The 24757-nt window shown below is 60.1% G+C and carries 23 protein-coding genes; 8 read left to right on the forward strand and 15 right to left on the reverse strand.

The window, feature by feature from the left end; translation table 11 throughout:
- Positions 1-19 precede the first annotated feature (19 nt).
- From ACR0LY_RS16490 to ACR0LY_RS16500, 3 genes are read left to right on the forward strand one after another with little or no spacing between them, the layout of a single operon-like run.
- Entirely contained in the window at positions 20-2839 is a 2820-nt protein-coding gene (locus tag ACR0LY_RS16490; protein ID WP_170351009.1) for a molybdopterin oxidoreductase family protein, read from the forward strand.
- Positions 2836-3585: a 4Fe-4S dicluster domain-containing protein gene (locus ACR0LY_RS16495; RefSeq protein WP_170351010.1), complete on the forward strand. Its 750-nt coding sequence runs from the start codon at positions 2836-2838 to the stop codon at positions 3583-3585. The genes ACR0LY_RS16490 and ACR0LY_RS16495 overlap by 4 nt, the downstream gene beginning before the upstream one ends.
- Complete coding sequence (locus ACR0LY_RS16500) at positions 3585-4457, forward strand: dimethyl sulfoxide reductase anchor subunit family protein (RefSeq protein ID WP_170351011.1); 873 nt, start codon at positions 3585-3587, stop codon at positions 4455-4457. The genes ACR0LY_RS16495 and ACR0LY_RS16500 overlap by 1 nt, the downstream gene beginning before the upstream one ends.
- 100 nt (positions 4458-4557) lie before the next feature.
- On the opposite strand, the gene dapA is transcribed toward ACR0LY_RS16500, so the two are convergent.
- A complete protein-coding gene (gene dapA, locus ACR0LY_RS16505) occupies positions 4558-5430 on the reverse strand; it encodes a 4-hydroxy-tetrahydrodipicolinate synthase (RefSeq protein ID WP_170351012.1) in 873 nt (290 codons plus the stop codon).
- Positions 5431-5564: 134 nt separating this feature from the next.
- Here dapA and ACR0LY_RS16510 point away from each other — a divergent pair, with 134 nt between their 5' ends.
- Positions 5565-7529 carry a lytic transglycosylase domain-containing protein gene (locus tag ACR0LY_RS16510; protein WP_170351134.1) on the forward strand — a complete coding sequence of 655 codons (1965 nt, stop codon included), beginning with the start codon at positions 5565-5567 and terminating at the stop codon, positions 7527-7529.
- On the opposite strand, the gene ACR0LY_RS16515 is transcribed toward ACR0LY_RS16510, so the two are convergent.
- Positions 7503-8372, reverse strand: a complete 870-nt coding sequence (locus ACR0LY_RS16515) for a DMT family transporter (protein WP_170351013.1) — start codon at positions 8370-8372, stop codon at positions 7503-7505. The genes ACR0LY_RS16510 and ACR0LY_RS16515 overlap by 27 nt on opposite strands.
- A complete protein-coding gene (mnmC2, locus tag ACR0LY_RS16520; RefSeq protein WP_170351014.1) occupies positions 8369-9034 on the reverse strand; it encodes a tRNA (5-methylaminomethyl-2-thiouridine)(34)-methyltransferase MnmC2 in 666 nt (221 codons plus the stop codon). Before mnmC2 ends, ACR0LY_RS16515 begins: the two co-directional genes overlap by 4 nt.
- A gap of 49 nt (positions 9035-9083) precedes the next feature.
- Here mnmC2 and ACR0LY_RS16525 point away from each other — a divergent pair, with 49 nt between their 5' ends.
- On the forward strand, positions 9084-10124 hold the full coding sequence (locus ACR0LY_RS16525) for an NAD(P)/FAD-dependent oxidoreductase (protein ID WP_170351015.1): 1041 nt from the start codon (positions 9084-9086) through the stop codon (positions 10122-10124).
- Here ACR0LY_RS16525 and ACR0LY_RS16530 read toward each other — a convergent pair.
- From ACR0LY_RS16530 to ACR0LY_RS16545, 4 genes are all read right to left on the reverse strand, one after another.
- A complete protein-coding gene (locus tag ACR0LY_RS16530) occupies positions 10116-10913 on the reverse strand; it encodes an HTD2 family dehydratase (RefSeq protein ID WP_170351016.1) in 798 nt (265 codons plus the stop codon). The two genes, ACR0LY_RS16525 and ACR0LY_RS16530, sit on opposite strands and share 9 nt — an antisense overlap.
- A gap of 38 nt (positions 10914-10951) precedes the next feature.
- Positions 10952-11494: an NADPH-dependent FMN reductase gene (locus tag ACR0LY_RS16535; RefSeq protein ID WP_170351017.1), complete on the reverse strand. Its 543-nt coding sequence runs from the start codon at positions 11492-11494 to the stop codon at positions 10952-10954.
- Positions 11495-11608: 114 nt separating this feature from the next.
- Positions 11609-12280, reverse strand: coding sequence for a YiaD family glycine zipper/OmpA-like lipoprotein (locus ACR0LY_RS16540; RefSeq protein ID WP_170351018.1), 672 nt, complete (start codon positions 12278-12280; stop codon positions 11609-11611).
- Positions 12281-12398: 118 nt separating this feature from the next.
- A complete protein-coding gene (locus ACR0LY_RS16545; protein ID WP_170351019.1) occupies positions 12399-13091 on the reverse strand; it encodes a helix-turn-helix transcriptional regulator in 693 nt (230 codons plus the stop codon).
- 102 nt (positions 13092-13193) lie between these two features.
- On the opposite strand from ACR0LY_RS16545, the gene ACR0LY_RS16550 reads away from it, so the two are divergent.
- Positions 13194-13379, forward strand: coding sequence for a hypothetical protein (locus ACR0LY_RS16550; RefSeq protein ID WP_170351020.1), 186 nt, complete (start codon positions 13194-13196; stop codon positions 13377-13379).
- Positions 13380-13381: 2 nt separating this feature from the next.
- On the opposite strand, the gene ACR0LY_RS16555 is transcribed toward ACR0LY_RS16550, so the two are convergent.
- Complete coding sequence (locus tag ACR0LY_RS16555; protein WP_170351021.1) at positions 13382-14029, reverse strand: RluA family pseudouridine synthase; 648 nt, start codon at positions 14027-14029, stop codon at positions 13382-13384.
- A 97-nt stretch (positions 14030-14126) separates the two neighbouring features.
- Here ACR0LY_RS16555 and ACR0LY_RS16560 point away from each other — a divergent pair, with 97 nt between their 5' ends.
- Together ACR0LY_RS16560 and ACR0LY_RS16565 are read left to right on the forward strand one after the other, a co-directional pair.
- On the forward strand, positions 14127-14537 hold the full coding sequence (locus tag ACR0LY_RS16560) for a nuclear transport factor 2 family protein (RefSeq protein WP_170351022.1): 411 nt from the start codon (positions 14127-14129) through the stop codon (positions 14535-14537).
- Positions 14538-14539: 2 nt separating this feature from the next.
- Complete coding sequence (locus ACR0LY_RS16565; protein ID WP_170351023.1) at positions 14540-15244, forward strand: SGNH/GDSL hydrolase family protein; 705 nt, start codon at positions 14540-14542, stop codon at positions 15242-15244.
- On the opposite strand, the gene rarD is transcribed toward ACR0LY_RS16565, so the two are convergent.
- The 7 genes from rarD to ACR0LY_RS16600 form a co-directional block, all read right to left on the reverse strand.
- Complete coding sequence (rarD, locus tag ACR0LY_RS16570) at positions 15235-16140, reverse strand: EamA family transporter RarD (RefSeq protein ID WP_170351024.1); 906 nt, start codon at positions 16138-16140, stop codon at positions 15235-15237. The two genes, ACR0LY_RS16565 and rarD, sit on opposite strands and share 10 nt — an antisense overlap.
- Positions 16141-16301: 161 nt before the next feature.
- Positions 16302-18755: a GcvT family protein gene (locus ACR0LY_RS16575; RefSeq protein WP_170351025.1), complete on the reverse strand. Its 2454-nt coding sequence runs from the start codon at positions 18753-18755 to the stop codon at positions 16302-16304.
- Between the two features lie 90 nt (positions 18756-18845).
- Positions 18846-19817 (reverse strand): GlxA family transcriptional regulator, encoded by a 972-nt coding sequence (locus ACR0LY_RS16580; RefSeq protein ID WP_170351026.1) that lies wholly within the window; start codon positions 19815-19817, stop codon positions 18846-18848.
- A 10-nt stretch (positions 19818-19827) separates the two neighbouring features.
- Complete coding sequence (locus tag ACR0LY_RS16585) at positions 19828-20721, reverse strand: homocysteine S-methyltransferase family protein (protein ID WP_170351027.1); 894 nt, start codon at positions 20719-20721, stop codon at positions 19828-19830.
- A 12-nt stretch (positions 20722-20733) separates the two neighbouring features.
- Positions 20734-21786 carry an alcohol dehydrogenase catalytic domain-containing protein gene (locus ACR0LY_RS16590; RefSeq protein WP_170351028.1) on the reverse strand — a complete coding sequence of 351 codons (1053 nt, stop codon included), beginning with the start codon at positions 21784-21786 and terminating at the stop codon, positions 20734-20736.
- Positions 21787-21798: 12 nt separating this feature from the next.
- Positions 21799-22275 (reverse strand): cupin domain-containing protein, encoded by a 477-nt coding sequence (locus ACR0LY_RS16595; RefSeq protein ID WP_170351029.1) that lies wholly within the window; start codon positions 22273-22275, stop codon positions 21799-21801.
- 17 nt (positions 22276-22292) lie between these two features.
- Positions 22293-24743, reverse strand: coding sequence for a GcvT family protein (locus ACR0LY_RS16600; protein ID WP_170351030.1), 2451 nt, complete (start codon positions 24741-24743; stop codon positions 22293-22295).
- Positions 24744-24757: the final 14 nt, after the last annotated feature.

The following is a 24757-nucleotide window of genomic DNA, read 5'->3' on the forward strand; positions in this document are numbered from 1 at the left end:
CCCGACAGAAGGACGCCAGATGACCATCCAGCAACCGAAGATAGACACCAGCCCTAAAGTCTCGGACGAGGTTCGGCGCACCACCTGTTACATGTGTGCCTGCCGCTGTGGCATCAACGTTCACATGAAAGACGGCAAGGTCGCCTATATCGAAGGCAACCGCGACCATCCGGTGAACAAGGGCGTTTTGTGCGCCAAGGGCTCGGCCGGGATCATGCAGGTCAACGCGCCGTCGCGGTTGCGCAAGCCGCTGCGCCGGGTTGGCCCGCGCGGCTCGGGTGAGTTTCGCGAGATCGAATGGGACGAAGCGATCAGCACTGCCGTTGGCTGGCTGAACGAGCTGCACGAAACTGCGCCGCAGAAACTGGCCTTCTTTACCGGTCGCGACCAAAGCCAAAGCTTCACCAGCTTCTGGGCGCAGAATTTCGGCACCCCCAACTATGCGGCCCATGGCGGGTTCTGTTCCGTCAACATGGCGGCGGGTGGCATCTACACCATGGGTGGCGCATTCTGGGAATTCGGTCAGCCCGACTGGGATCACACCAAGCTGTTCATGCTGTTCGGCGTGGCCGAGGACCATGACAGCAACCCGATCAAGATGGGCATCGGCAAGATCAAAAAGCGCGGCGCGCGGGTGATCGGGGTGAACCCGATCCGTTCGGGATATAACGCTGTGGCCGATGATTGGGTCGGGATCACGCCGGGCACCGACGGGCTGTTCATCCTGTCGCTGATCCACGTGCTGATGAAGGCGGGCAAGATCGACCTTGATTACCTCAGCCGCTACACCAATGCGCCGGTTCTGGTGAATGCCGCCGAAGGCCCCGAGAAAGGCCTGTTCCTGCGCGACGCCGATGGAAAACCGCTGGTGATCGACCGCACCACAGGCGAGCTGACCGCCTTTGACAAGCCGGGTGTGCGCCCTGACCTGTCGGCGACTTACGAAAAAGATGGCGTCACCCACCGCCCGGTCTTCCACCTGATGGCGGACAAATACCTCAGCGACGACAACGCGCCCGAGGCCGTGGCCGAACGCTGTGGCATCCCGGCGCAACGCATCCGCGCCATCGCGGCCGAAATCGCCCGTGTTGCCTTTGACGAAGCGATCGAACTGGACCACGAATGGACCGATTTCCGGGGTGAGAAGCACTCCAAGATGATCGGTCGTCCGGTCAGCTTCCATTCGATGCGCGGGGTATCGGCCCATGCAAATGGGTTCCAGACCTGCCGCGCGCTGCACGTGCTTCAAATCCTGCTGGGCACTGTCGAAGTGCCCGGAGGTTTCCGTTTCAAACCGCCCTATCCCAAACCGGTCGAGGCGCACCCGACACCGCATGGCGACCGCCGTCCGGGCCGACCGCTGAACGGGCCGCATCTGGGCTTTCCACGCGGTCCCGACGATCTGCTGCTGGACGATGACGGCAGCCCCATTCGCATCGACAAGGCGTTCACCTGGGAAAACCCGATGTCGGCCCACGGGCTGATGCATATGGTGATTTCAAACGCTGCTGCGGGTGATCCCTACAAGATCGACACGCTGTTTATGTACATGGCAAACATGTCGTGGAACTCGTCCATGAACACCAAAGGCGTGATGGAAATGCTGACCGCCAAAGATGATGACGGAAATTACGTCATTCCGAACATCATCTATTCCGATGCCTATTCCTCGGAAATGGTGGCCTATGCCGATCTGGTCTTGCCCGACACTACTTATCTGGAACGGCACGACTGTATTTCGCTCCTGGACCGCCCGATCTGCGAGGCTGATGCCGCCGCCGATGCGATCCGCTGGCCGGTGATCGAACCCGACCGCGACGTGCGGGGGTTCCAGTCGGTGCTGATCGAACTGGCCAACCGCATGAACCTGCCCGGCTTCACCAACGAAGATGGCAGCGCCAAGTGGAAGGACTATGCCGACTACATCGTCAACCACGAACGCCGCCCGGGCATTGGCCCGCTGGCCGGATTCCGTGGCCCCGATGGCGACAAGGAAGGCCGTGGCGAGGTCAACCCGGAACAGCTGAACCGCTATATCGACAACGGCGGATTCTACGTCGCGCATATTCCCGAGGGCGCGGATTATTACAAACCGTGGAACGCATCCTATCAGGACTGGGCCGTGGGCATGGGTATCTATGACAGCCCGCAACCATACCTGTTCCAGCTTTACTCGGAACCGATGCGCAAATTCCAACTGGCGGCCGAGGGACATGGCGAGCGGCAACCGCCCGAGCACCTGCGCCAGCGCATCAAGGATGTGATGGACCCGCTGCCGATCTGGTACGAGACCGATCAACAAGGCAACGAAGGTTTCACGGTCAACGCCCTGACCCAACGCCCGATGGCAATGTACCATAGCTGGGGCACCCAGAACGCCTGGCTGCGCCAGTTGCATGGGCGCAACCCGCTTTATGTCCCAACCAAACTGATGCGCGAGCACGGGCTGCAGGATGGTGACTGGGCCAAGGTCAGCTCGCCGCATGGGGCAATCACGGTGCCGGTCATGGAAATGGCGGCGCTGAATGAAAACACCGTCTGGACCTGGAACGCCATCGGCAAGCGCAAAGGCGCCTGGGCCCTGCAAGAGGACGCGCCCGAGGCCACCAAGGGCTTCCTGCTGAACCATCTGATTCACGAGCTGATGCCGCCGAAAGGCGATGGCATGCGGTGGGCCAACTCCGACCCCATTACCGGTCAGGCCGCCTGGTTCGACCTGAAGGTCAAAATCGAAAAAGCCGAAGCCCCGGGTGACGCCGAAAGCCAACCGGAATTCGATCCTATAAAATCGCCGGTGGGAACCGGCCCGAAAGATCTGGCGTGGAAGGTAGGCAAATGACCCAACTCCCCCAATCCACCGAACGTAAGATGGGTCTGGTTATCGACCTGGACACCTGCGTTGGCTGCCATGCCTGCGTGATTTCCTGCAAAGGCTGGAACACCGAAAACTATGGCGCGCCGCTGTCGGATCAGGATGCCTATGGCGCCAATCCGTCGGGCACCTTCCTGAACCGTGTGCATTCCTACGAGGTGACACCGGATGAGGGTCACGCACAGCTGATCCATTTCCCCAAATCCTGCCTGCATTGCGAAGACGCGCCCTGCGTCACCGTGTGCCCCACCGGGGCCAGCTATAAGCGGGTCGAGGATGGCATCGTTCTGGTCAATGAAAGCGACTGCATCGGCTGCGGCCTATGCGCGTGGTCCTGCCCTTATGGCGCGCGCGAGCTGGATCAGGCGGAAGGTGTGATGAAGAAATGCACCCTGTGCGTTGATCGCATCTACAACGAGAACCTGCCCGAGGTGGATCGTGTCCCCTCTTGCGTGCGCACTTGCCCCGCCGGGGCCCGGCATTTCGGTGATCTTGGCGATCCTGACAGCGACGTCAGCAAACTGGTGGCTGAGCGTGAGGGCATGGACCTGATGCCGGAAATGGACACCAAACCCGTCAACAAATACCTGCCACCCCGGCCCAAGGATCAGATCGAGGATCAGATCGACATTCTGGCCCCACTGCTGGCCCCGGTCGCCGAAGAACCCAAAGGATTCCTTGGCTGGCTCGACAAAACTCTGGAGAAGCTCTGATGCATCCCGCACCTTCCGTCATCGTCTTCACCACCCTCTCGGGCCTGGGTTTTGGCCTGCTGTTTTTCCTCGGCCTCGGCTTGCCCGTCGTCACCGGCTGGGTCGCCTTTGCGCTTTTTGCCATCGGCTTTGGTCTTTCCGTCGGCGGCTTGCTGGCCTCGACCTTCCACCTGGGCCACCCGGAACGCGCAATGAAGGCCTTCACGCAATGGCGGTCAAGCTGGCTCAGCCGTGAAGGCTGGTGCGCAGTCATCGCCCTGATCCTGATGGGGCTTTACGCCATCGGCGCGGTGTTTTTTGGGCAGCGCTGGGGCGCTCTGGGCGTTCTCGGTTCCTTGTTCTCACTGGCAACAGTGTTCACGACATCGATGATCTATACCCAGCTCAAGACCATCCCGCGCTGGAACATGAAGCTGACACCCGCCATGTTCCTCAGCTTCAGCCTTGCGGGCGGGGCGCTTCTGTCCGGGCAACTTGCTTGGGCGATGCCGTTGTTGTTGATCGCCGGCGCGGTGCAACTGATGTACTGGCGGCAAGGGGACAAGGCCTTTGTCCAATCCGGCACTGATCTAGGCACCGCTACAGGCCTGGGCGGGCGCGGTTCGGTTCGGGCGTTTGAACCACCCCATACCGGCACCAACTATCTGCTGCGCGAGTTCGTCCACGTGGTCGGGCGCAAACACGCCGAAAAGCTGCGGATCATCTCGTTCACGTTGGCCATTTTCGTACCGCTGATCCTGTTGATGCTGCCATTCCATCACATACTGGCATTGCTCGCCGTCCTATCCCATCTGACCGGCGTTGCAATTTCCCGATGGCTATTCTTTGCACAGGCCGAACACGTCGTTGGACTGTACTACGGAAAACGATAATAAAAGGGGGCTCTAAGCCCCCTTCTTTTTTGACCTGACAGGCCAATCCATCTTTTCCAAGGGATTGCCAACCGGGTGAAAACATCCGGTCAGGCCGGGCTCAAATCAGACCGGCATGGGCCATTGCGGCATCAATGGCGGCCTTGGTGCTGTTTTCCAGCGGTGTTAGAGGCGAGCGGACCTCGTCACTGCACAGACCCAGTTTGCTAAGCGCGTATTTTGCCCCGACCAGACCCGGCTCGAGGAAAATCGCCTCGTGCAGGGGCATCAGGCGATCCTGATATTCCAGCGCCTTGGCAAAATCGCCTGCCAACGTCGCCTGCTGGAACTCGGCGCAAAGCTTCGGTGCGACATTCGCGGTCACCGAGATGCAGCCAACACCGCCATGCGCGTTAAAGCCCAGCGCGGTCGCGTCTTCGCCGGACAGCTGGCAGAACGCGGGCCCACAGGCCGCACGCTGCTGGCTGACGCGCGCCAGATCACCAGTGGCGTCCTTGACGCCCACGATGCGCGGCAGTTCAGCCAGTTCACCCATGGTTGCCGGGGTCATGTCGACGACCGACCGACCGGGGATGTTGTAGATGATGATCGGAATATCGGCGCAATCATGCAGCGCACGGAAATGTGCCACCAGACCCTTTTGGGTCGGCTTGTTGTAATACGGCGTCACCACCAGTGCTGCATCGGCGCCGATCCGTTCTGCGAATCGCACAAAGCGGATTGCCTCAACCGTGTTATTCGACCCCGCCCCGGCGATAACCGGAACACGACCGGCGGCCGCTTTGACCACCTCTTCCACCACGGTTTCATGCTCTTCATGACTAAGGGTCGGGCTTTCACCGGTGGTGCCCACAGGAACCAGCCCGGTCGAGCCTTCCTGAATCTGCCATTCCACCAAGTGTTTGAGCGTCTTCAGGTCCAACTCGCCGTTTGAAAACGGTGTGACGAGGGCTGGCATTGAGCCTTTGAACATGACACGCTCCTTAGTGTGCAGTTTGTGTTTTTTGTGCCCAAGGATCGTCACAATCATGGCGATGTGAGTTGATACCGTCGGCACAAGGTTTATCCTGAATGGCTCTATCCTTGGTTGGTTGGGAAATGCAAGGCATGACACGCGTTCTAGCGCTTTTGATAGCAATGATTCTTGGGTCAATTGGGCAAGCGCAGGCCGACTCGGTCGGTGATCTGCGGGCCGGGATGAACGAAATGCGTAAGGGCGACTGGAATGCCGCCCTGCGGGTTTCGGGCAATCGGGGGTCGGTCAGCCGCGATATCATTGTCTGGCACTGGCTGCGCGAAGGCTATGGCAGCTCTGGCGATGTGCTGGTGTTTCTGGAACGCCGACCGGATTGGCCGGGTCTGGCCTGGCTGCGGCGCAAAAGCGAGCCGGTCTTTAGCGGGGCTGATCCCGATCGGGTCTTGAAATTCTACGCCGACGTACCGCCGCAAACCGCCGAAGGGGCGCTGAACTATGCTGTCGCCTTGATGGCCAAAGGGCGCGAAGGTGATGCCGAGGCTGACATTGTGGCTGCATGGCGCACCATGCCGATGGGTAAGGGTCTGCAAAAGAATTACCTTGAGAATTTCAGCAAGCTGCTGAGACCCCACCACGCGGCGCGGCTGGATCGGATGCTTTGGGACAACCATCTGGTCAGCGCGGGGCAGATGCTGCCCTTGGTCAGTGCCGATCAGCGCAAGCTGGCCGAAGCGCGGATTGCCCTGCAAAAACGCCTGCCCGGCGTCGATGGCAAGGTTGCAGCCGTTCCAAAATCCCTGGCCGACGCGCCTGGATTGGCCTTTGACCGTTTTGTCTGGCGCGACCGGAAAGAGCTGGACGACAGCGCAATTGACCTGATGTTGGCACGCTCGACCGGGCCTGAGGCGCTGGGTGAACCTGACAAATGGGCCGAGGGCCGCCGCCGTCTGGCCCGGCTTGAGATGCGCAATGGCGACGTGAATCGCGCCTATCAGATCGCTGCGAACCATCACATGACGCCGGAAATGGGCTATGCCTATGCCGATCTGGAATGGCTGGCGGGGTTCTTGGCCCTGCGCAAGCTGAACGATCCGGCCACGGCCGTGCGGCATTTCCAGAACTTTTCAGGCGCGGTGCAGTCTCCGATCTCAAAAGGGCGCGGCGGATACTGGCTAGGTCGGGCCTATAGCGCGCAAGGCGATGCCGACAAAGCCTATGAAGCTTATGCGATGGGTGCGGATTACCAGACGTCGTTCTATGGCCTGTTGGCGGCTGAACGCATTGGACGACCGTTTGACAGCGAATTGGCCAACCCTCGCCGCGCGCCGCATTGGAAACAGGCCGAGTTTGCCGACTCCAGCGTGTTGGAAGCCGGGCTGCTGCTGTTGCGTGCGGGCGAAGACAACCTGTCCGAACGCTTCCTAACCCATCTGGTAGAAGAACTGGATCAGGTGCAGGCGACGCAATTGGGCGATCTGGTGATCGAACTCAAGGAGCCGCATCTGGCGGTGATGATCGCCAAACGGGCGGCGAAAACAGGCGTTGTTCTGCCCGCCGCCTATTACCCGGTGCATCCGGTGGCCGATATGGGCTTGCCCATGGCGAAAGAGATGACCTTGGCCATCGCCCGCCGCGAAAGCGAGTTCGACCCGGTGGTGATCAGCGGCGCGGGCGCGCGCGGGCTGATGCAGGTGATGCCGGCCACGGCGCAACTGGTAGCTAAGGAGCTGGGAATTCTCAGCGGTCACAAGACAATCAAGCTGACCTCGGACTGGCAATACAACGCCAAGCTGGGCGCCAATTACCTGTCCGGGCTGGCAGAGGATTTCAACGGCAATGTGGTGATGATGGCCGCAGGCTATAATGCCGGGCCGCGCCGTCCGATATCGTGGATGGATCGATATGGCGATCCCCGCGCCGGTGAGACTGACGTGGTCGATTGGATCGAGACGATCCCGTTCAGCGAGACGCGCAACTACGTGATGCGTGTGGCCGAAAGCCTGCCAGTCTATCGTGCGCGCCTGGGTCAGCCCGCTCTGCCGATTCCCTTCTCGCAGGAATTGGTTGGCTCAACCTTGGCGGCGTTCGCGCCATAGCGTGAAAAGACCAGCTGCCACGACCAAAGCTGCGCCCAGAACGACCTCTGGCCGCAGCGCCTCGCCAAAGACCGTGATGCCCAAAATCGTACCCCAGACCAGGTGGAAATAGGCAAAGGGCTGCACCGCGCTGGCCTCGGCCATCTCATAGCATTTGATCAGCAACCAGTGGCCTAACACGCCGCTGACACACAACACCGCCATCCAGACCCAGTCCGGGCGGGCCATCGGCTCCCAGAACCACATTCCCACCGAAGTCATCGCAACAGCACCCGCAATTCCGGTCCAGAAAAAGCTGGTGGCCGCGTTGTCCTTACGGGCAGCGAACCGGGTCAGTAGACCATAGAGTGCAAACATCAGCGCGGATATGAGCGGAACGATGGCCCACGGGTTGAACACCCCGACCCCGGGTTGCAGGATAATCAGCACTCCGATGCAACCGACACCAATAGCGGACCAGCGTCTCCAACCTACTTTCTCACCAAGCACCGGTCCGCTTAAGGCTGCGACCAGCAATGGATAACAGATAAACACAGCCATCGTGTCGATCAGGCCAAGAACGGTGAACGCAAACACGGCCACGCAAATCTCTGCCGCCAGCAAGACGCCACGAAACACCTGTAGCCCAAGCTGGCTCGTCTGCGCTGCGGCCCGTAACCCGCCCGGCGCGCGCGCTGCCAGCGCAATGACAAACGCGGCGAAGAACCAGTAGCGGATCATCACAACCATGTAGGTGTTGTAGGTCCCGGCCAGATGGCGCGAGATACCATCCTGCAAGGCAAACACGATGGTGGCCGCGATCATCAGGCCAATTCCGGCCCGCACGTTATTCTGCTGCGTCATGGCTTGCGCGCCCGGGTCATATGGCGCTTGCGGCCATAGCCGGGGGTTCGGGCGACGGTAAAGCCCGCCTCTTCCAGCCCGCGCCGCACAAATCCGGCGGCAGTGTAGGTGGCTGCCGTGCCCTCGGCTGCCGTATGATCCGCCACCTGCTGCATCAGATCAGCCCCCCACAATTCAGGGTTCTTTGCCGGGGAAAACCCGTCCAGAAACCATGCATCTGCCCGACCAGCCCAGTCAGGCAATGTCTGACGAGCGTCGCCCTCGATCACTTCAAGGCGCAGGGTCCCCAGATCGCACCCGCCACTCTGCCACTGCGCCAGAAAACGGTCGCTCCACGGTGTCAATTCGGGGAACGATGCCATTGCGCGGGACATGTCCTCGGGCGTCATCGGAAAGGCTTCGAAACTGGTGAAGGTCAGGGGCGTGGTTTGGCCAGATTTCTCCCATTCGGACCACACAGTCAGCATGTTTAGACCCGTGCCAAAACCCAGCTCGGCGATACGAAACCCCGGCGCAAATCGCGCGGGCAGATCATTACCCGCCAGAAAGACATGCCGCGTTTCCTCCAACCCGTTCTGCAACGAATAATAAGGATCGTCGAAACGGTCCGAGACCGGGATCTGATCCTCGGTCCATGTCAGTTCGGCGCGCTGGTCTGCCATCGGGGAATCCTGTAGCTAAGCGGCGCGACACTGAACAAGGATAAGGGGAATGGCAATGGTCGATGTAACGGTGCGCGGCGCGGGCATCTTTGGCCTGTCCATTGCCTGGACCTGCGCCCGGCGCGGCGCCAAGGTGCAGGTTGTCGATCCGTTCGGACCCGGATCAGGCTCCAGCGGTGGTTTGGTCGGCGCGTTGGCCCCGCATGTGCCTGAAAACTGGAACGCCAAGAAGGCCTTTCAATTCGACAGCCTGATCCTGGCCGAACCCTTCTGGAAACAGGTCGAAGCCACCGGCGGGGTTTCCGCCGGGTATGCGCGTCTGGGCCGGTTGCAGCCCGTCACTGACGCCCGCACATTGGAGCTTGCCCATGCCCGCGCGGTTACGGCGGACAAGCTGTGGCAGGGTCAAGCCGAATGGCGTGTTGTTGCGACTGATACGCTTGGGTCATGGTGCCCACCCAGCCCAACCGGTTTCGTGATCCACGATACGCTAAGTGCCCGGATGCACCCCCGCCGCGCCTGCGCTGCGCTGGTTTCTGCGCTTGCGGTGATGGGTGTCGAGGTGGTGACAGACGCGCCGAACAAGGGGCAGGTTGTCCATGCCACTGGTCTGGCCGGATTACTGGAACTTAGCCAAGCCTTCGGCAAAACAGTCGGCAATGGCGTCAAGGGACAGGCTGCGCTGTTGCGGTTCGATGCTGGGGAAGTGCCACAGCTGTTTGCGGATGCGATCCATATCGTCCCCCATGCGGATGGCACACTGGCGATCGGCTCGACCTCGGAACGCGAATATGATGACCCGGCCAGTACGGATGCCGCGCTGGATGATGTGCTGGATCGCGCCACCCGCGCGGTGCCTGTATTGCATGGGGCAGAGGTCATCGACCGCTGGGCCGGTGTGCGCCCCCGCAGCAAAAGTCGTGCACCTTTGCTGGGGGAACACCCGCTACATCAGGGGCAGTTCATTGCCAATGGAGGCTTCAAGATCGGCTTTGGCATGGCACCCAAAGTGGCCGAGGCCATGGCCGATCTGGTTCTGGACGGACGCGATAACATCCCCGACGATTTCCTGCCCGAAGCCTCACTCTGACCGGGCAACAGCTTCGGCGATCATACATTGCCGCCCATCGGGGCCGCTCACCCACAGGGTTTGCCCTTCCCGGCACAAGGTCGCGGTTTCAAAATGCATCAACGGCGCGGTTGCACGGAATGAGAACCGCGCCAAAGGCCCCATCAATTCTTCGGCAAACAACATCAGCAGCTGCGCCAGCAGCGGGCCATGCACGACCAGCCCGGCATAACCTTCGACATTGCGGGCATAATCCAGATCGTAATGGATGCGGTGGCCATTGAAGGTCAGCGCCGAATAGCGAAACAGCAAGGTGGAATCGAACGTGACCTCGTGCCGGTCGGTTTCATCGGTGCGCGCCGTGGGTGGGGCGGGCTTGACCTGACCTGGCGAAGGGTCCTGACGGTACACCAGATTCTGCCATTCGGTCAGACAATGGGTATCCCCCTGCCAGATTTCATGCCGCAAAGTGACAAAACCGAGCGGCCCGCTGCGCCCGTTTTTCGAGGTTGCACTGTCGCAGGTCGACCGACGTTTGGCACTACGGCCCGCGATCAAGGGCGAGTTGAATTCCAAGCGTCCCCCAGCCCACATCCGGCGCGGCAACCCCATATCGGGGATCAGCCCGCCAACCTTGGGGTGACCATCACGACCCAATTCGGACGGCGGGCGAGGCGACCAGAAATAGAGCTGATGGAAAAACGGCGGCAGCGGCGTTCCGTCGGTCACCCTTCCCTCCTGCCCCAGCGCCACCTGCAACGCGGCGGCGCGGGCCGGGTCAATCACATCGGTCTGAATTTCCTCTGCCATGGCCGTAGATTAGGCAGCCCGACCTGTGTGAACAAGCGTTAGAACCCCGCCTCGGCCCGCAGCTTCTCCATCAGGGTTCGCAAGCTGCTTTCATAGCGGTCGCTGGTCAGTTTTCCATGTTCATCAAACTCGTTAGAGCTGTTGGCCAGATGGATCTCGGGCCCTTGCAGGATGCGCGGCTGGAACGGCACCATATAGCCACGCAACACCATCTGCGCGCGCTCACCCCCGGCACGACCCGCCGCCGCCGACATCACAGCGACCGGCTTGTCAGCCCAGGGGCGGCCCTTGGTTCGGCTGACCCAGTCCAACGCGTTTTTCAGCACGCCTGACGGGCCTTTGTTGTATTCGGGTGTGGAAATGATCACCGCATGCGCCTGCGCGATCTGATCGGCCAGAGTTTGAACAGGCGCGGGAATGCCTTCACCATCCTCCAGATCGCCATCATAGAGCGGCAGGTTCAGGTCGGCTTCGATATGGGTGCCGGGGTCGAACAGCCGCGCCGCCTCGCGTAGAAGTTTGCGGTTGGTGGCGCTTTGACGCAGCGAACCGGACAGGCTCAGAAGGATTGGTGCGGACATTGGGGAACTCCGGTTTGGGTTTCCCAATAGCTAGCCCAAAGCACGCGCGCACCAAAGCCCATGTGACGCGCAGTCAATGTGCGAAAAAGGGGCACCCGCAGGTGCCCCGTTTCGTCAGGTTTGGCCGCTGGGGACAATCTCGATATCAACCCGGCGGTTGCGGGCCTTGCCTTCGGGCGTCAGGTTCGACGCAGCGGGGCGGTTTTCCCCCAGCCCGATAGTCGTGAGACGGGCGCTGCTCACCCCATTGGCCTGCAGAATATCTGCCACGGACCGTGCACGGCGTTCGGACAGGGCCTGATTATAGGACGCCTCGCCATCGCTGTCGGTATGGCCGATGACCTGAATGTTCGAGTTCGGATACCGCGTCAGGTTCTGCCCTACCCGCACCAGATCGGCGCGCAGCGCCGGGCGCACGGTCGCGCTGTCAGTGTCAAAGCTGATATCATTCGGCACGGTGACGATCAGGCGATCTCCGGCATTGGTGACGGTGATGCCCTGATTGGCCAGCTGCTGACGCAGTTCCGCCGCCTGCTTGTCCAGTTGGTTGCCGACCAGACCACCACCTGCAGCACCGATGGCACCACCTGCCAGCGCGCCCAACAGCGGATCCGAGTCGTTTGCAATGGCGCCAACTCCGGCCCCGACCAGACCACCAAGAATCGCACCTTGTCTGGTGTTCTGATTGGGGTCGGATGGCAGGTTCAGCGTGCCAGGGTCCGTACAGGCCGCCAAGACCAGAGCCGAGGATAGCCCGGCAGACAAAACAAATTTGGAAATCGTCATGATATCACCTTCTGCTCCGGCGCCCGTTCTTCGGGCGCGTATTGTTTGGCGCAGTATATCGCGTTGCCCGCAGGTGGGCTCAAGCAACAATCAAGTGAAATCGGCAAATACCTGCCAATTACGACGTACCTGTGGGGACATCCCAGTGATTCTGTTCCTGCCAGATCGCGCGCAACGGCTCACCCTGCCCGCAAAAGTGATCGTCAATCAACTCGCAGGCCCAGATACGGTCGGTACGGAAGTGGCGGAACCCGTTCCGCAACTCGCACCACGCGGCCAGCATGGTGCACTCGATATGATAGATCAGCGCAACGGGCCGGACGATCCGTTCGGTCCGATCTTCGTTGGCGTTGACATAAGTGATGCGGATTTTGCGCTCGTTCCGTATGGCCTCGCGATAGTTCACAACCGGTACGCAACCCTTTTCAGGATCGTCCATCGGCGCGCCCCATGGGGCAACCTGCAACCAGTCTGTCGGCACGCGCAACGCCTCGATCTTGCGGCACACACGGTCGGCGGCCTGCTGCAGCGTGCTATCCCCGGTCCGCGCCAGCATCGACAGGCCGACCCACAGGGCCTCGACCTCTTCGGCATCGAAATTCAGCGGTGGCAGGTCATAGCCGCGCCGCATCAGATAGCCGACACCAGCCTCTCCCTCGATCGGTGTACGTTGCGCCTGAAGGGCCGCAATGTCGCGATAGACGGTGCGCGCGGACACCTCCAGCTTTTCTGCCAACATCTCGGCCGTCACCGGCGTTTCGGCTGAACGCAAAATCTGGATGATTTCAAACAGGCGTGTCGAACGGCGCATGGGGGTCTCCGATTGATCTGCTGACACACTAGCACACCCCCCTGACAGGGTGGTGTCAGGAGTGATGGGCCAGACTTGGGATCAGTTGAAAGGAGAATTCCCATGCCAAGCCGCGACAATCACGTGATGATGACCCTGAAATTGGACCGCTGGGCGCAGGATCACACCCTACGTGCCTTTGAAATCGAACGCGAAATCATGGCCGCTCGCCGACCTTGCGTCCCTAAGAAACGAGCGAAGCGGTTTTCACTGGGCAATCTGAAACTGTTCTGGACCAGCACGGCTTAAGATCAGAAATCCGCCTTGGCGCGAAACTTCATTGCAACCCCGCCTTCGGGGCTTTTCAGGCGTAGCTCTTCGGAATGCAGCATCAGGCGCGGGAATTGCCGCGCCGCATCTTCGGCATAGAACGGGTCACCCAGGATCGGGTGACCCAGCGCCTGCATATGTACCCGAAGTTGGTGCGACCGGCCGGTCTTTGGAAACAGCCGCATGCGGGTTGTTTCGCCTTCATGCTTGACCACGCGCCAGTCGGTGACGGCCGCTTTGCCGGTCTCATGACACACCATCTGAAGCGGGCGGTTGGGCCAGTCCACGATCAGCGGCAGATCGACGGTTCCAGTCTTGTCCTCGACCCGCCCCCAGACGCGCGCCACATAGGTCTTGCGGGTCTGACGATTTTCGAACTGCATGCTCAGATGCCGCTGAGCGTGGGGTGTCTGAGCAAAGACCATGACGCCAGAAGTGTCCCGATCCAGCCGATGCACCAACAGCGCTTGCGGAAACGTCGCCTGAACCCGCGTCAGCAAGCAATCGGCCAGATGCTCGCCCCGCCCCGGCACGGACAATAAGCCCGAGGGCTTGTTCACCACAATTAGCTGCGCATCCTCGTGCAACACGTCCAAGGGGGTCATCGGGGGATCATAGGTCTCGCTCATGCGCGCCTGCCTATCGCAGCGCGCGACCTCCCGCAACGTCGCGCTTGCCTGAACGGAACGGTTCAGCAACTCTCGCTCCAATACGGAAGGAGAGACCATGCATCCTACGATCAAACACATGCAAGAAGTGGTGGCCAAGGGCGATGAAAGCCTGATCCACGAGTTGCTGGCCGAGGATGTGCGGTTTTCACCGCCCACCTATTACAGTACCTGGACAGGGCGCGCACCGGTGGCGGCGGTACTGGGGCACGTGGGGCAAGTGTTCTCGGACTTCCGCTATCGCCGTGTGCTGGGTGCGGGCAAGGACTGGGCGTTGGAGTTTCAGTGCAAGGTCGGTGACCTGGATGCGGTGGGTGTCGATCTGATCACCCTGAACGATGATGGACTGATCCAGGAATTCGAGGTCGTCATGCGCCCCCACAAAACCATCGGTGCCCTGCGCGAGGCGATGATGGCGCGGATTATGACCGATGCGCGGTTCCTAGAATTCAAGGACGCGCTCAACTGACCATGCCTTTTGCCCCGGATCAGCTGTTGCGCGTGCCCTTACTGCCGGTTCTGGCGATGCAGGGCCTGTCGGTGCGCCGCAACGCCCAATTGCTGCCGGAACCAATTGGCCCGCGCGAAGGGCGCGAAGGGCGTGGACCCCGGTTGCGGTTGCTTATCACGGGCGACAGCTCGGCCGCCGGGGTCGGTGCGGGGACACAGGCGCAAGCGCTGTCCGGGCATCTCGTGTCCCGACTGGCCAGTCACTACACGGTCGAATGGCGGCTTGAGGCCACCACTGGACACACAACTCAGGATACGATTGACCGATTGCGCGGCCTGAGCGGCCAGTTCGACATGGCAGTGACAGCGCTCGGTGTAAATGACGTGACGCGCGGCGTGACGTACAAGCGCTTCGTGGACCGCCAGACCCAATTGTTGAAGCATTTGACCGGCCCTCTGGGCGTAAAACGATTGGCCGTCACAGCGGTACCGCAGATGAACCGGTTCCCGGCCCTGCCGCAGCCGCTGGCCTGGGTCTTAGGCCATCAGGCAAGACGGTTGGATCAGGGCCTACGGCATGTTGCGGCCAGCTTCGCGCAGGCGCGGTATCTGGCGATGGATCTGGCCGACGATCCGGCACTGGTCGCGCTGGACGGATATCACCCAAGTCCAAAAACCTATGCGATCTGGGCCGAAGAGGCGGCCCGTCTTCTACGTCAAGCCTGAGCCCGCATCTGCCGGATCATCGGAATCGAATACACAACCAGAGCCGTCCAGATCAGAGGAAATGCAATCAGGCGTCCTCGGTCAATCTGTTCACCAAACACGGTAATGGCGGTGATGAAAATCATGGTCGGAGCGATGTATTGCAGAATACCCATGGTCGACAACCGTACCAGCTTGGCCCCATTGGCATAAACCAGCAGGGGCACCGCCGTCACCACCCCTGCCGCAGCCAGCAGCAAGGTGTCCGATGCACCCACCCCAAAATTGCCAGTACCTTTCACACCCAACCACGTGACGTACATCAACGCCGGGATCAGCAGGATCAGGACCTCAAGCAAAAAGCCTTGGTTGGGGCCAATGGGCAGTGACCGCTTGAAAAAGGCATAAAATCCCCACGTTACCATCAACCCCAGTGCTGGCCACGGCAGGCTACCAGCCTCGATGATCAAAGTCAGCACTCCAAGGGCCGCAATCGCCACTGCCATCAGCTGCGTTTTCGTCAACGGCTCGCGCAGCAGAACCGCGCCCAGCGCAATGCTGAACAACGGGTTGATGTAATATCCCAGCGCTGCATCCAAAGCCCGGTCATTGGCAATCGACCAGACATAGATTGCCCAATTCACCGAGATCAGCGCTGCCGTCAGGCAAGCCATCCCTAACATCTTTGGGTTTACCAGCGCCGCCTTCAGATCCCGCGTACGCCCCAGCGCCACAAGCAACAACCCGGCCACAGGCACCGACCAGATGACGCGATGCGCAACAATCTCAACCGGGCCAACGTGCGACAGTGCCTTCATATACAGGGGCAAAAATCCCCACAGGACATAGGCCGTCACAGCCAGCGCAAGCCCTTTGGGCGTGTCTGCATTGTTCGATGGTAGGGGGGCGTCTGCCACGGCGGGTCTCCGGCTGATACCGTGTTTCTCTACGGCAATTCAGACAGGCTTGGAAACCGCCAAATCTGTGAAGACGGTCATAAGGATATTTGATACGTCACACCGCCAATTGTGTTACTCGCAAATAAGAGCCGGGGCGCTACAGCGCCCCGACACTTTGATTACACTTTAACGCGTTCGGATTTCGGGTCATACATCGGCTTTAGCGATGCCTCTGCCTGGACCTTCACGCCGCACACGTCGATCTCATAAGTCGAAGCCAGCACATCTGCTGCCTTCTCACCCTCACACGGGACATAGCCCAGACCAATTGCACCGCCCAGCGTGTGGCCATAGTTGCCTGAACTCAGATAGCCCACATATTCGCCATCCCGGATAATCGGTTCGTTGTGGAACAGCAGCGGTTCGGCGTCGGTCAGTTTGAACTGCACCAGGCGATTTTTGGGCCCGTTTTCCTTGCGCGCAATCACCGCCTCGCGGCCGATAAAGTCGCTGCCCTTGTCGACCTTCACGGCAAAGCCCAGGCCCGCATCGACCACGTGATCCTCACAGGTGATGTCATGGCCGAAATGGCGGAAGCCCTTCTCGATCCGGCAACTGTCCATCATATGCATGCCACACAGTTTCAGACCCATGTCCTGCCCGGCCTCATGCAGGGTTTCAAACACGTGCCCTGCCATGTCGGATGAAACATAGATTTCCCAACCAAGCTCACCCACATAGGTCACGCGATGCGCGCGGGCCAGACCCATCCCGATCTCAATCTCTTGCGCGGTGCCAAACGGGTTGATTGCGTTCGAGAAGTCGCTTGGCGAGACCTTTTCAAGCAGCGCGCGCGCATTCGGGCCCATAACGGCCAGAACGCCCTCGCCCGCGGTGACATCGGTGATGACTACGTTGAAGTTGCCTGTGTGACGCATCATCCAGGTCTGGTCCGCCAGACGGGTCGCCGCCGGAGTGACCACCAGATAGGAAGTTTCCGTCAACCGGGTGACGGTCACGTCCGCCTCAATCCCGCCGGTGCGGTTCAAAAACTGAGTATAGACGATCTTGCCATTCGGCACCGAATAGTCGCCGCCGCCGACATAGTTCATGAATTTCTCAGCATCCGGTCCTTCGACGCGGATTTTACCGAACGAGGACATATCGTACATGCCCACATTCTCACGCACGGCGTGGTGTTCGGTGGCCGAGTTCTCGAACCAGTTCTGGCGCTTCCAGCTGTAATGGTATTCTCGCTCTTGCCCTTCATTGGCAAACCAGTTGGCGCGCTCCCAACCAGCCAATTCGCCCATCACGGCGCCCTTTTCCAGCAGATGATGGTGGAACGGGGTCCGCCGCACACCCCTCGCGGAGGCTTTCTGGCGATAGGGATAGTGGTCGGCATAAAGCAGGCCCAGCGTTTCCTTAGAGCGTTCAAACAGATACTGCTTATTGCCCTGGAAAGGTTGCATCCGGCTGATGTCCACATCGCCCAGATCAAACGGCTTCTCGCCCGTATCCATCCATTCAGCCAGCGCCATACCCGCGCCACCGGCGGACTGGATACCGATCGAGTTGAACCCCGCGGCAACCCAGACATTGTCCATCTCGGGCGCGAGGCCCAGATGGTATGCATCATCGGGTGTAAAAGACTCCGGTCCGTTAAAGAAGGTATGGATACCGGCCTCGGCCAACATCGGCATCCGTTCACAGGCAGCTTCGAGGATCGGTTCGAAGTGATCGAAATCTTCAGGCAGCTGGTCAAACTCGAACGTGTCAGGGATGCCGTTCATCGCCCATGGCTTGGCGTTGGGCTCAAAGGCCCCTAGCAGGATTTTTCCTGCGTCTTCCTTGTAATAGGCGCATTCATCCGGCACCCGCAGCACCGGCAACTGGGTCAACCCGTCAATACTCTCGGTGACGATATAGAAGTGTTCGCACGCGTGCAGCGGGACATTGACGCCCGCCATGCGACCGACCTCATGCCCCCACATTCCCGCACAGTTCACCACCATGTCACATTCGATATGACCCGAGGCACTGCCGTCATCCGCAACCCAATCGACACCGGTCACCTTGCGTCCCTGTTTGACGATATCGGCAACCTTCACCCGCTCTTTGACAACCGCACCGCGTTGGCGTGCGCCCTTGGCCAAAGCCAGCGCAATGTTCGCCGGATCGCCCTGCCCGTCCAGCGGCAGGTAAACCGCGCCCGTCACACCTTCGAGGTTGATATGCGGATAAAGTTCCTGAACGCGTTCGTTGGAAATCTCTTCGACTTCCACCCCAAAAGCGCGAGCCATGGCGGCCTGGCGATAGATTTCTTCCTTGCGCTCTTCGGTCAACGCCACAGTGATCGACCCGCAGCGTTTGAAACCGGTGGCCACACCGGTCTCTTCCTCAAGCGAGCCGTAAAGCTCCTGACTGTATTTCGCCAACTTGGTCATGTTCGCCGTGGCGCGCAGCTGCGCGATCAGACCGGCGGCATGCCATGTGGTGCCGCTGGTCAGTTGCTTGCGCTCCAGCAGCACAACGTCATTCCAGCCCTTCTTGGTCAAATGATATGCGACAGAGCATCCGATGACGCCGCCGCCGATGATGACCACTTTGGCCTTGCTGGGAAGATCAACCATCCTGAGAATCTCCGATGTGTCAGGTTTGCGCCAAAATGCCACGGAAGATCGACAATAAATGCGCCAAAACCGTCACTGTATTGGCGATTTTCACCGTTGTATCGCGGCCCGTTTTTCCCGCCTTACAACAAAGGGCGTAACCCCAAAGAAGCTTTTGTAGACCGAGGAAAAACCGTTGGGAAATCCGCAGGCAAGCCCGATTTCACGAACGCTCATTGTGGTGTTCAGCAGCAGGTTATTGGCCTTGGCCAGTCGCATTTCACGATAGAATCCATTGGGCGTGGTACCGAAAAAGGTTTTGAACTTCCGCTCTAGCGACCGGTTCGACAGGTGCAGCGACTCGACGATCTGATGGATTGGCATCGGGTCTTCAATGTTGGCCTGCATCAGCTTGATGCACTGATCCAGTCTGGCGTCGCCCGTCGCGGTCAGTTTCGCCCCGGAAAACGGCTGCATTGATGAAAAATCGCGGATGTTTTCATGCAGCATGATATCGGCCACCGTCATCTTGGCAGGTCCCGAGATATGGCGACCGATCACCGCCAGCGCCACATCTGTTGTCGCCTCCATCCCGGCACAGGTCACCACCGCGCCCTGTTCGGTGGCAATGGACAGCTTGGCCTCGAACCGGGCGCCGCGCTCACGCAGGAACGAGGCGTTCTCCCAATGGGTCGCCATGTCGCCCGTGCCGTGTTCGTTGATATAGCGGCTGGCGGCCTCGGCCAGAAGGAACACCTTGGCCCCGCGGAACGTATAACTCGACACGACGCGCCCCAGTGAAAGGTCAGGGTGATCCGGGTCAGAATTGCCGATCACGAACAGGTAATCCGCCTTGGGCTGCGCCGGAACGGGATCGGTCTGAACCATCGCTTCACTGCTGCTGGATATCGGGCCCCCTTTCAGTGACCGGTAGGCATAGGAGAACGGAGGCGTTGGGCACACGCGGTTGGCCAGTCGCAGAACTTCAACCAGCGAGGCCAGTTCCAACAACACATAGCCGGGTGCCACCAGGATATCGAAGTGCTGCTGTGTCTGCGGTAAGTTGTCCGAACGTGTCCGCATCGCCTTTTCCTCAGACAATCCGGTGGCCGGCTGCGCGCAGCCGGCCGGCCAGCGTTTCGATGTGATCCGGGCCAACTTCGCAACAGCCACCCACAATCGTCGCCCCCTGCGCCACCCAGGCCATGGCGTGATCGGCATAGGCATCAGGTCCAAGATCCTGACGTTGTTCCAATGCATCGACTGTGGGTGCGTCTTTCAGAAATCCTTCTGATATTCCGGTGAACCCATTGGCATAGGCCCCGAACGGGCGGCCAATCTGCGCAATGATCGGCAGCGCCGCGGGAATCGCCTCGGGACGCGAACAGTTGATCAAGATGGCGTCGGGCGCAAAGCGTGCCACAACCGGTTCGATATCCCTCAACAGCTCGCCCGAGCGTAGGCGGGTTCCGTCCTCATCCATCACCGACAGCCCCAGCCAGACAGGTTTGCCGCAGCCCTCTGTCCCGCGCAAAGCGCCTTGGGCTTCCCGCACCGAACACACCGTTTCAATCAGGAAAAGATCGACGCGCGTGGTCATCAGCGACACTAGCTCCCGAAACTTATTCGCTGCATCTGTCGGGTCAGGGTTCAGGTCGGGTCGGTACGAAGCCAATAGCGGCCCTAGCGATCCGGCAATCCGCCCTCTGGTTCCTGCACATGCTCGTTCTGCCTGGGTCAGGGCAGTGTCGATCAGGTTTGCGACCTGATCCTCCATCCCCACCCGCACCAGACGCGAGCGGTGGACGGCATAGGTGTTTGTGGTGGCGACAGTCGCACCACGACGAAAGTAGTCGTCATGTACGTCACCCACCAGTTCGGGATAGTCGATCATCACCCGCGTCGACCACAGTGGCGTGGCCCGGTCCCCGCTGCGCTTGACCAGTTCCTGTCCGATTGAGCCATCCAGAAGAGTGATATCCGCCATATCTCATCCTATTCAGGGAATCAGCACAAGTTTGCCCGCAAACGCCTTGGATTGAAAATCAGCCTGCGCGGTTGCGATGTCCTTTAGCGGATAAGTCTTTGCGATCAAGGGCATGATGCGCCCGCCATTGATCATCTCAACCAGCCGTCCGAACACCTCGAACGCCTGATGCGTACAGCCGTGAATGGTGATGTCGCGCAAATAGATATCTCGCAGGTCGGCCTTTACGATCGGGCCGGCGATGGCACCTGAAACCGCGTAGTGGCCACCCGGTTTCAACGCCAGGATCAGGCCGGGCCATGCCGGGCCGCCCACAACGTCGATCACCACGTCGAACATATCGGCTGGCAGTGCCGCATCACGGTCGAACGTATCTGCGGCGCCCTGCAATTTGACCACTTCGGCCTTGGACGGGCTGGTCACGCCCCAGACGGTTGCCCCCCGCAACACCGCCAGCTGTACGGCCGCCAGACCGACGCCACCTGACGCGCCGGTGATCAGCACTTTTTGCCCCGAGGTCACACCTGCGCGGGCCAGCAGGTTCTCGGCCGTGCCAAAAGCGCAGGGGATGGCGGCGATTTCCACGTCAGACAGGGGCGAGGCGCTGACGTCATACAGATCATCCGCCTCAACCAGACAGTATTGCGCAAATGCGCCGTCCAACTCCGAGCCCAGCGCAACGAAACCGGTCGGGTGACCGGGTCTGGGGCGTGGCAGGTTGATCGGGCATGTCACGCGTTGGCCCGGTTGGAACGCCACCCCTGAACCCACTTGTTCAACGACACCACACAGATCACCACCCTGAATGCGTGGAAACTGCAGCGCACCGCCCCAACCTCCGGCATCGACGTCCTGATCAACAGAATCCGTCGCGCCTGTCACATCCGAGGAATACCAGCCGACCCGCGTATTGATATCCGTGTTGTTCACTCCTGCGGCCAACACCCGAACCAGCGCCTGCCCCGGACCCGGTTGCGGTACCGGAAGGTCGTCGCGCCATTCCAACGCCTCGGGTCCGCCGTGTTGGGTCAGATAAACGCCGGACATGACTGTGGGTGTCGTCATCAGATACTGCCTTTATGCCTGATCGTCTGGATGCGACGGAACGGGACCCATCGGGATGATGTCATAGCGGGCGTTTAGTGCTGCCATCTTAGCCTCATCAGCGAAATCGGCGTTGGTCATAGTCGAAAGTTCTGCAAGGAAACCGTCAAACCCCGAAGGCTGAAAAATCATCAGCATCCGCGCCGGTGCCCCATCGGCCACGCGACAAGCATGCGGAACCCCTGGCGGGACATGCATCGTGGTACCCGGACCGCATCGATGCCAGTCACCGTCGACATAGAAATCCACTGCACCTTCCAAGAAATAGAAGGACTCGGCATGGGTATCGTGGCGATGAAGGCCAAGCGCGAAGCTGGCCTTCAGATTGTCTTCCATGAGCGTATAGGCGCCATTCGTATCCCGGGCCGAAACCTTTACGAACGTATGGTCGTTTTCCCAGTCATAGTTGGGACCCTCACCGGGCCCCAATTTGGAATATCGCTTGCTCATGGCTCCTCCGACAGGGGTTAGGCGCGCAGCCGCTCGTTCTGAGGATCCCACAGCGGTTGATCCTCTTCTACCACGGCGCGGCATTTCCGGCCGTAAATTTCGACCTCAAGTTCGGTGCCGGGGTTGGCAAGCTCGGCCTTGATCATGCCCAGCGCAATGGATTTGCCAACACGGTAGCCCCATGCGCCCGAGGTGGTTTCGCCAACGATCTCACCATTCTGCCAAATGCAAGACATGTAGGGTGCGTCGCAATCGCCTGCGTCCACAGTCAGGGTGACAAAGGATTTCTTCACGCCCTGCTGTTTTTCGTTCTGGATCGCGGCCTTGCCGGGGAAGTCCTGCGGCTTGTCCAGCTTGACGAACCGCCCCAGTCCACCTTCCAGCAGCGAATAGTCGGTCGACAGGTCGCCTTTCCAGGCGCGATATCCCTTTTCGATCCGCAGCGAATTCAAGGCATACATACCAAACGGCTTGGCCCCGGCATCAATGATCGCGTCATAGATCGCAGGCATATGCTCGTTCAGGGCATGCACTTCCCAGCCCAGCTCGCCGGCAAAGGACACGCGGATCAAATAGGCAGGTTGCCCGGCGACGGTGGCCGCTTGGTGGGTCAGCCAACCTGTGGTCAGATCGGCATCCGTCAAACCCGACAGGATATCCCGCGATTTCGGTCCGGTGACGATCAGTGTATCGCGTGTGGTGGTGACATCCTCGACCGAAACACCAGCAGGCATCGCATTCACCAGAATATCGCGGTCATGCCATTGCGCCGTCGCGGCCGTTATCATGACGAACTCATCCTCGCCCAAACGCAGGCAGGACATCTCGGTCAGAATCCGGCCCCGATCGTCCGAGATATAAACCAGATTGATGCGGCCGACCTTGGGCAAACCACCCGCGACCAGCCCGCGCAACGCCTCGGCCGCGCCCTCGCCTTTGACCATAAAGCGCGAAAAGCCCGGCAGATCCAACACACCGCAATGGTCGCGTACAGCCTCGCATTCTTCTTTGACGCGCTGCTCCCACGGGCCCGAGCGGCCCCAGGTATGGGTGGCTTCAAGCGAGGTGTCATCGCCGGGTTGTGCGAACCAGTTGGCCCGTTCCCAACCGTTATATACTCCCATGACGCCGCCCAGTTCCTTCACCTTGGCGTGGACCGGCGACAGTTTCTTGTCGCGTGCGGCCGGCCATTCGTGTTGGGGATAGTGCATGGCGTATTCGTTGCCATAGACCTCAAGCCCTTTCTGGTTGCAGTAATCCTGATCGGTGTAATCGGTATAGCGGCGCGGATCGACGGCCCACATATCCCACTCGGTGTGACCATCGACAATCCATTCGGCCAGCACTTTGCCTGCACCACCGCCTTGCGCGATGCCGAAGGTAAAGGTGTGCGCCTCGAACGCGTTTTTGACGCCCGGCATTGGGCCAATCAGTGGCAGACCGTCCGGCGCGTAAGGAATCGGGCCGTTGATCACGCGACCAACGCCCGAGGTTGCCATCAGCGGCACCCGCTCCATCGCGTCGGTGACGATGTCCTCAATCCGATCCAGATCGTCATTCCAAAGCTGGAACGAGAAATCCTCGGGCATCGGGTCGTCTTCGCTCATCCAGTGGCCCTTGCAGTTGGGCTCATACGGGCCAAGGTTGAAGCCGTGCTTCTCTTGCCGCAGGTAGTACGAGATATCTACGTCGCGCAGCAGCGGCAGCTTCTTGCCGCCGTTTTCCTTGGACCATTCTTCAACCTCGGGGATTTCGTCGGTCAGCAGGTACTGGTGGCTCATGACCATCGCGGGCACAGTGCGGCCACCGTAAGGCTTGAACCACTCACCCACGCGCTGCGCGTAATACCCAGCAGCGTTGACCACATAGTCACAGGCGATATCGCCCTTGTCAGTGTGTACGGTCCAAGTGCCGTCGTCGTGCTGGGTCACGCCGGTTGCCGGGCAGAACCGGATGATCTTTTGTCCCATGTCACGGGCACCCTTGGCCAACGCCTGTGTCAACTGCGCCGGGTCAATGTCACCATCGGTCGGATCATACAGCACGCCCTCAAGATCATGCGTTTCAAGGAAGGGATAGCGTTCCTTGGCCTCTTCTGGGGTCCACATCTCCATCGGGATGCCCTGGTACAGGCCCATCGACATGGCACGCTCAAACTCCTGCATCCGCTCTTTGCTGTGCGCCAAACGGATCGAGCCGGACTGATGATAGTTCATCGGATAGTCGACTTCTTCACCCAGCCGCGCATACAGCTCGGTCGAGTACCGCTGCATGTTCATGATCGCCCATGAGGTCGAGAAGGTCGGTACGTTACCCGCCGCGTGCCAGGTCGAGCCTGCGGTCAGCTCGTTCTTTTCCAGCAGAACGCAGTCGGTCCAGCCTTTCTTGGCCAGATGGTACAGCGAGGAGGCCCCCACCACACCGCCACCGATAACAACCACGCGGGCTTTTGTCGGAAAATCGCTCATTGGTCTTGATCCTT

The organism is Ruegeria sp. BC5, from assembly GCF_056539205.1.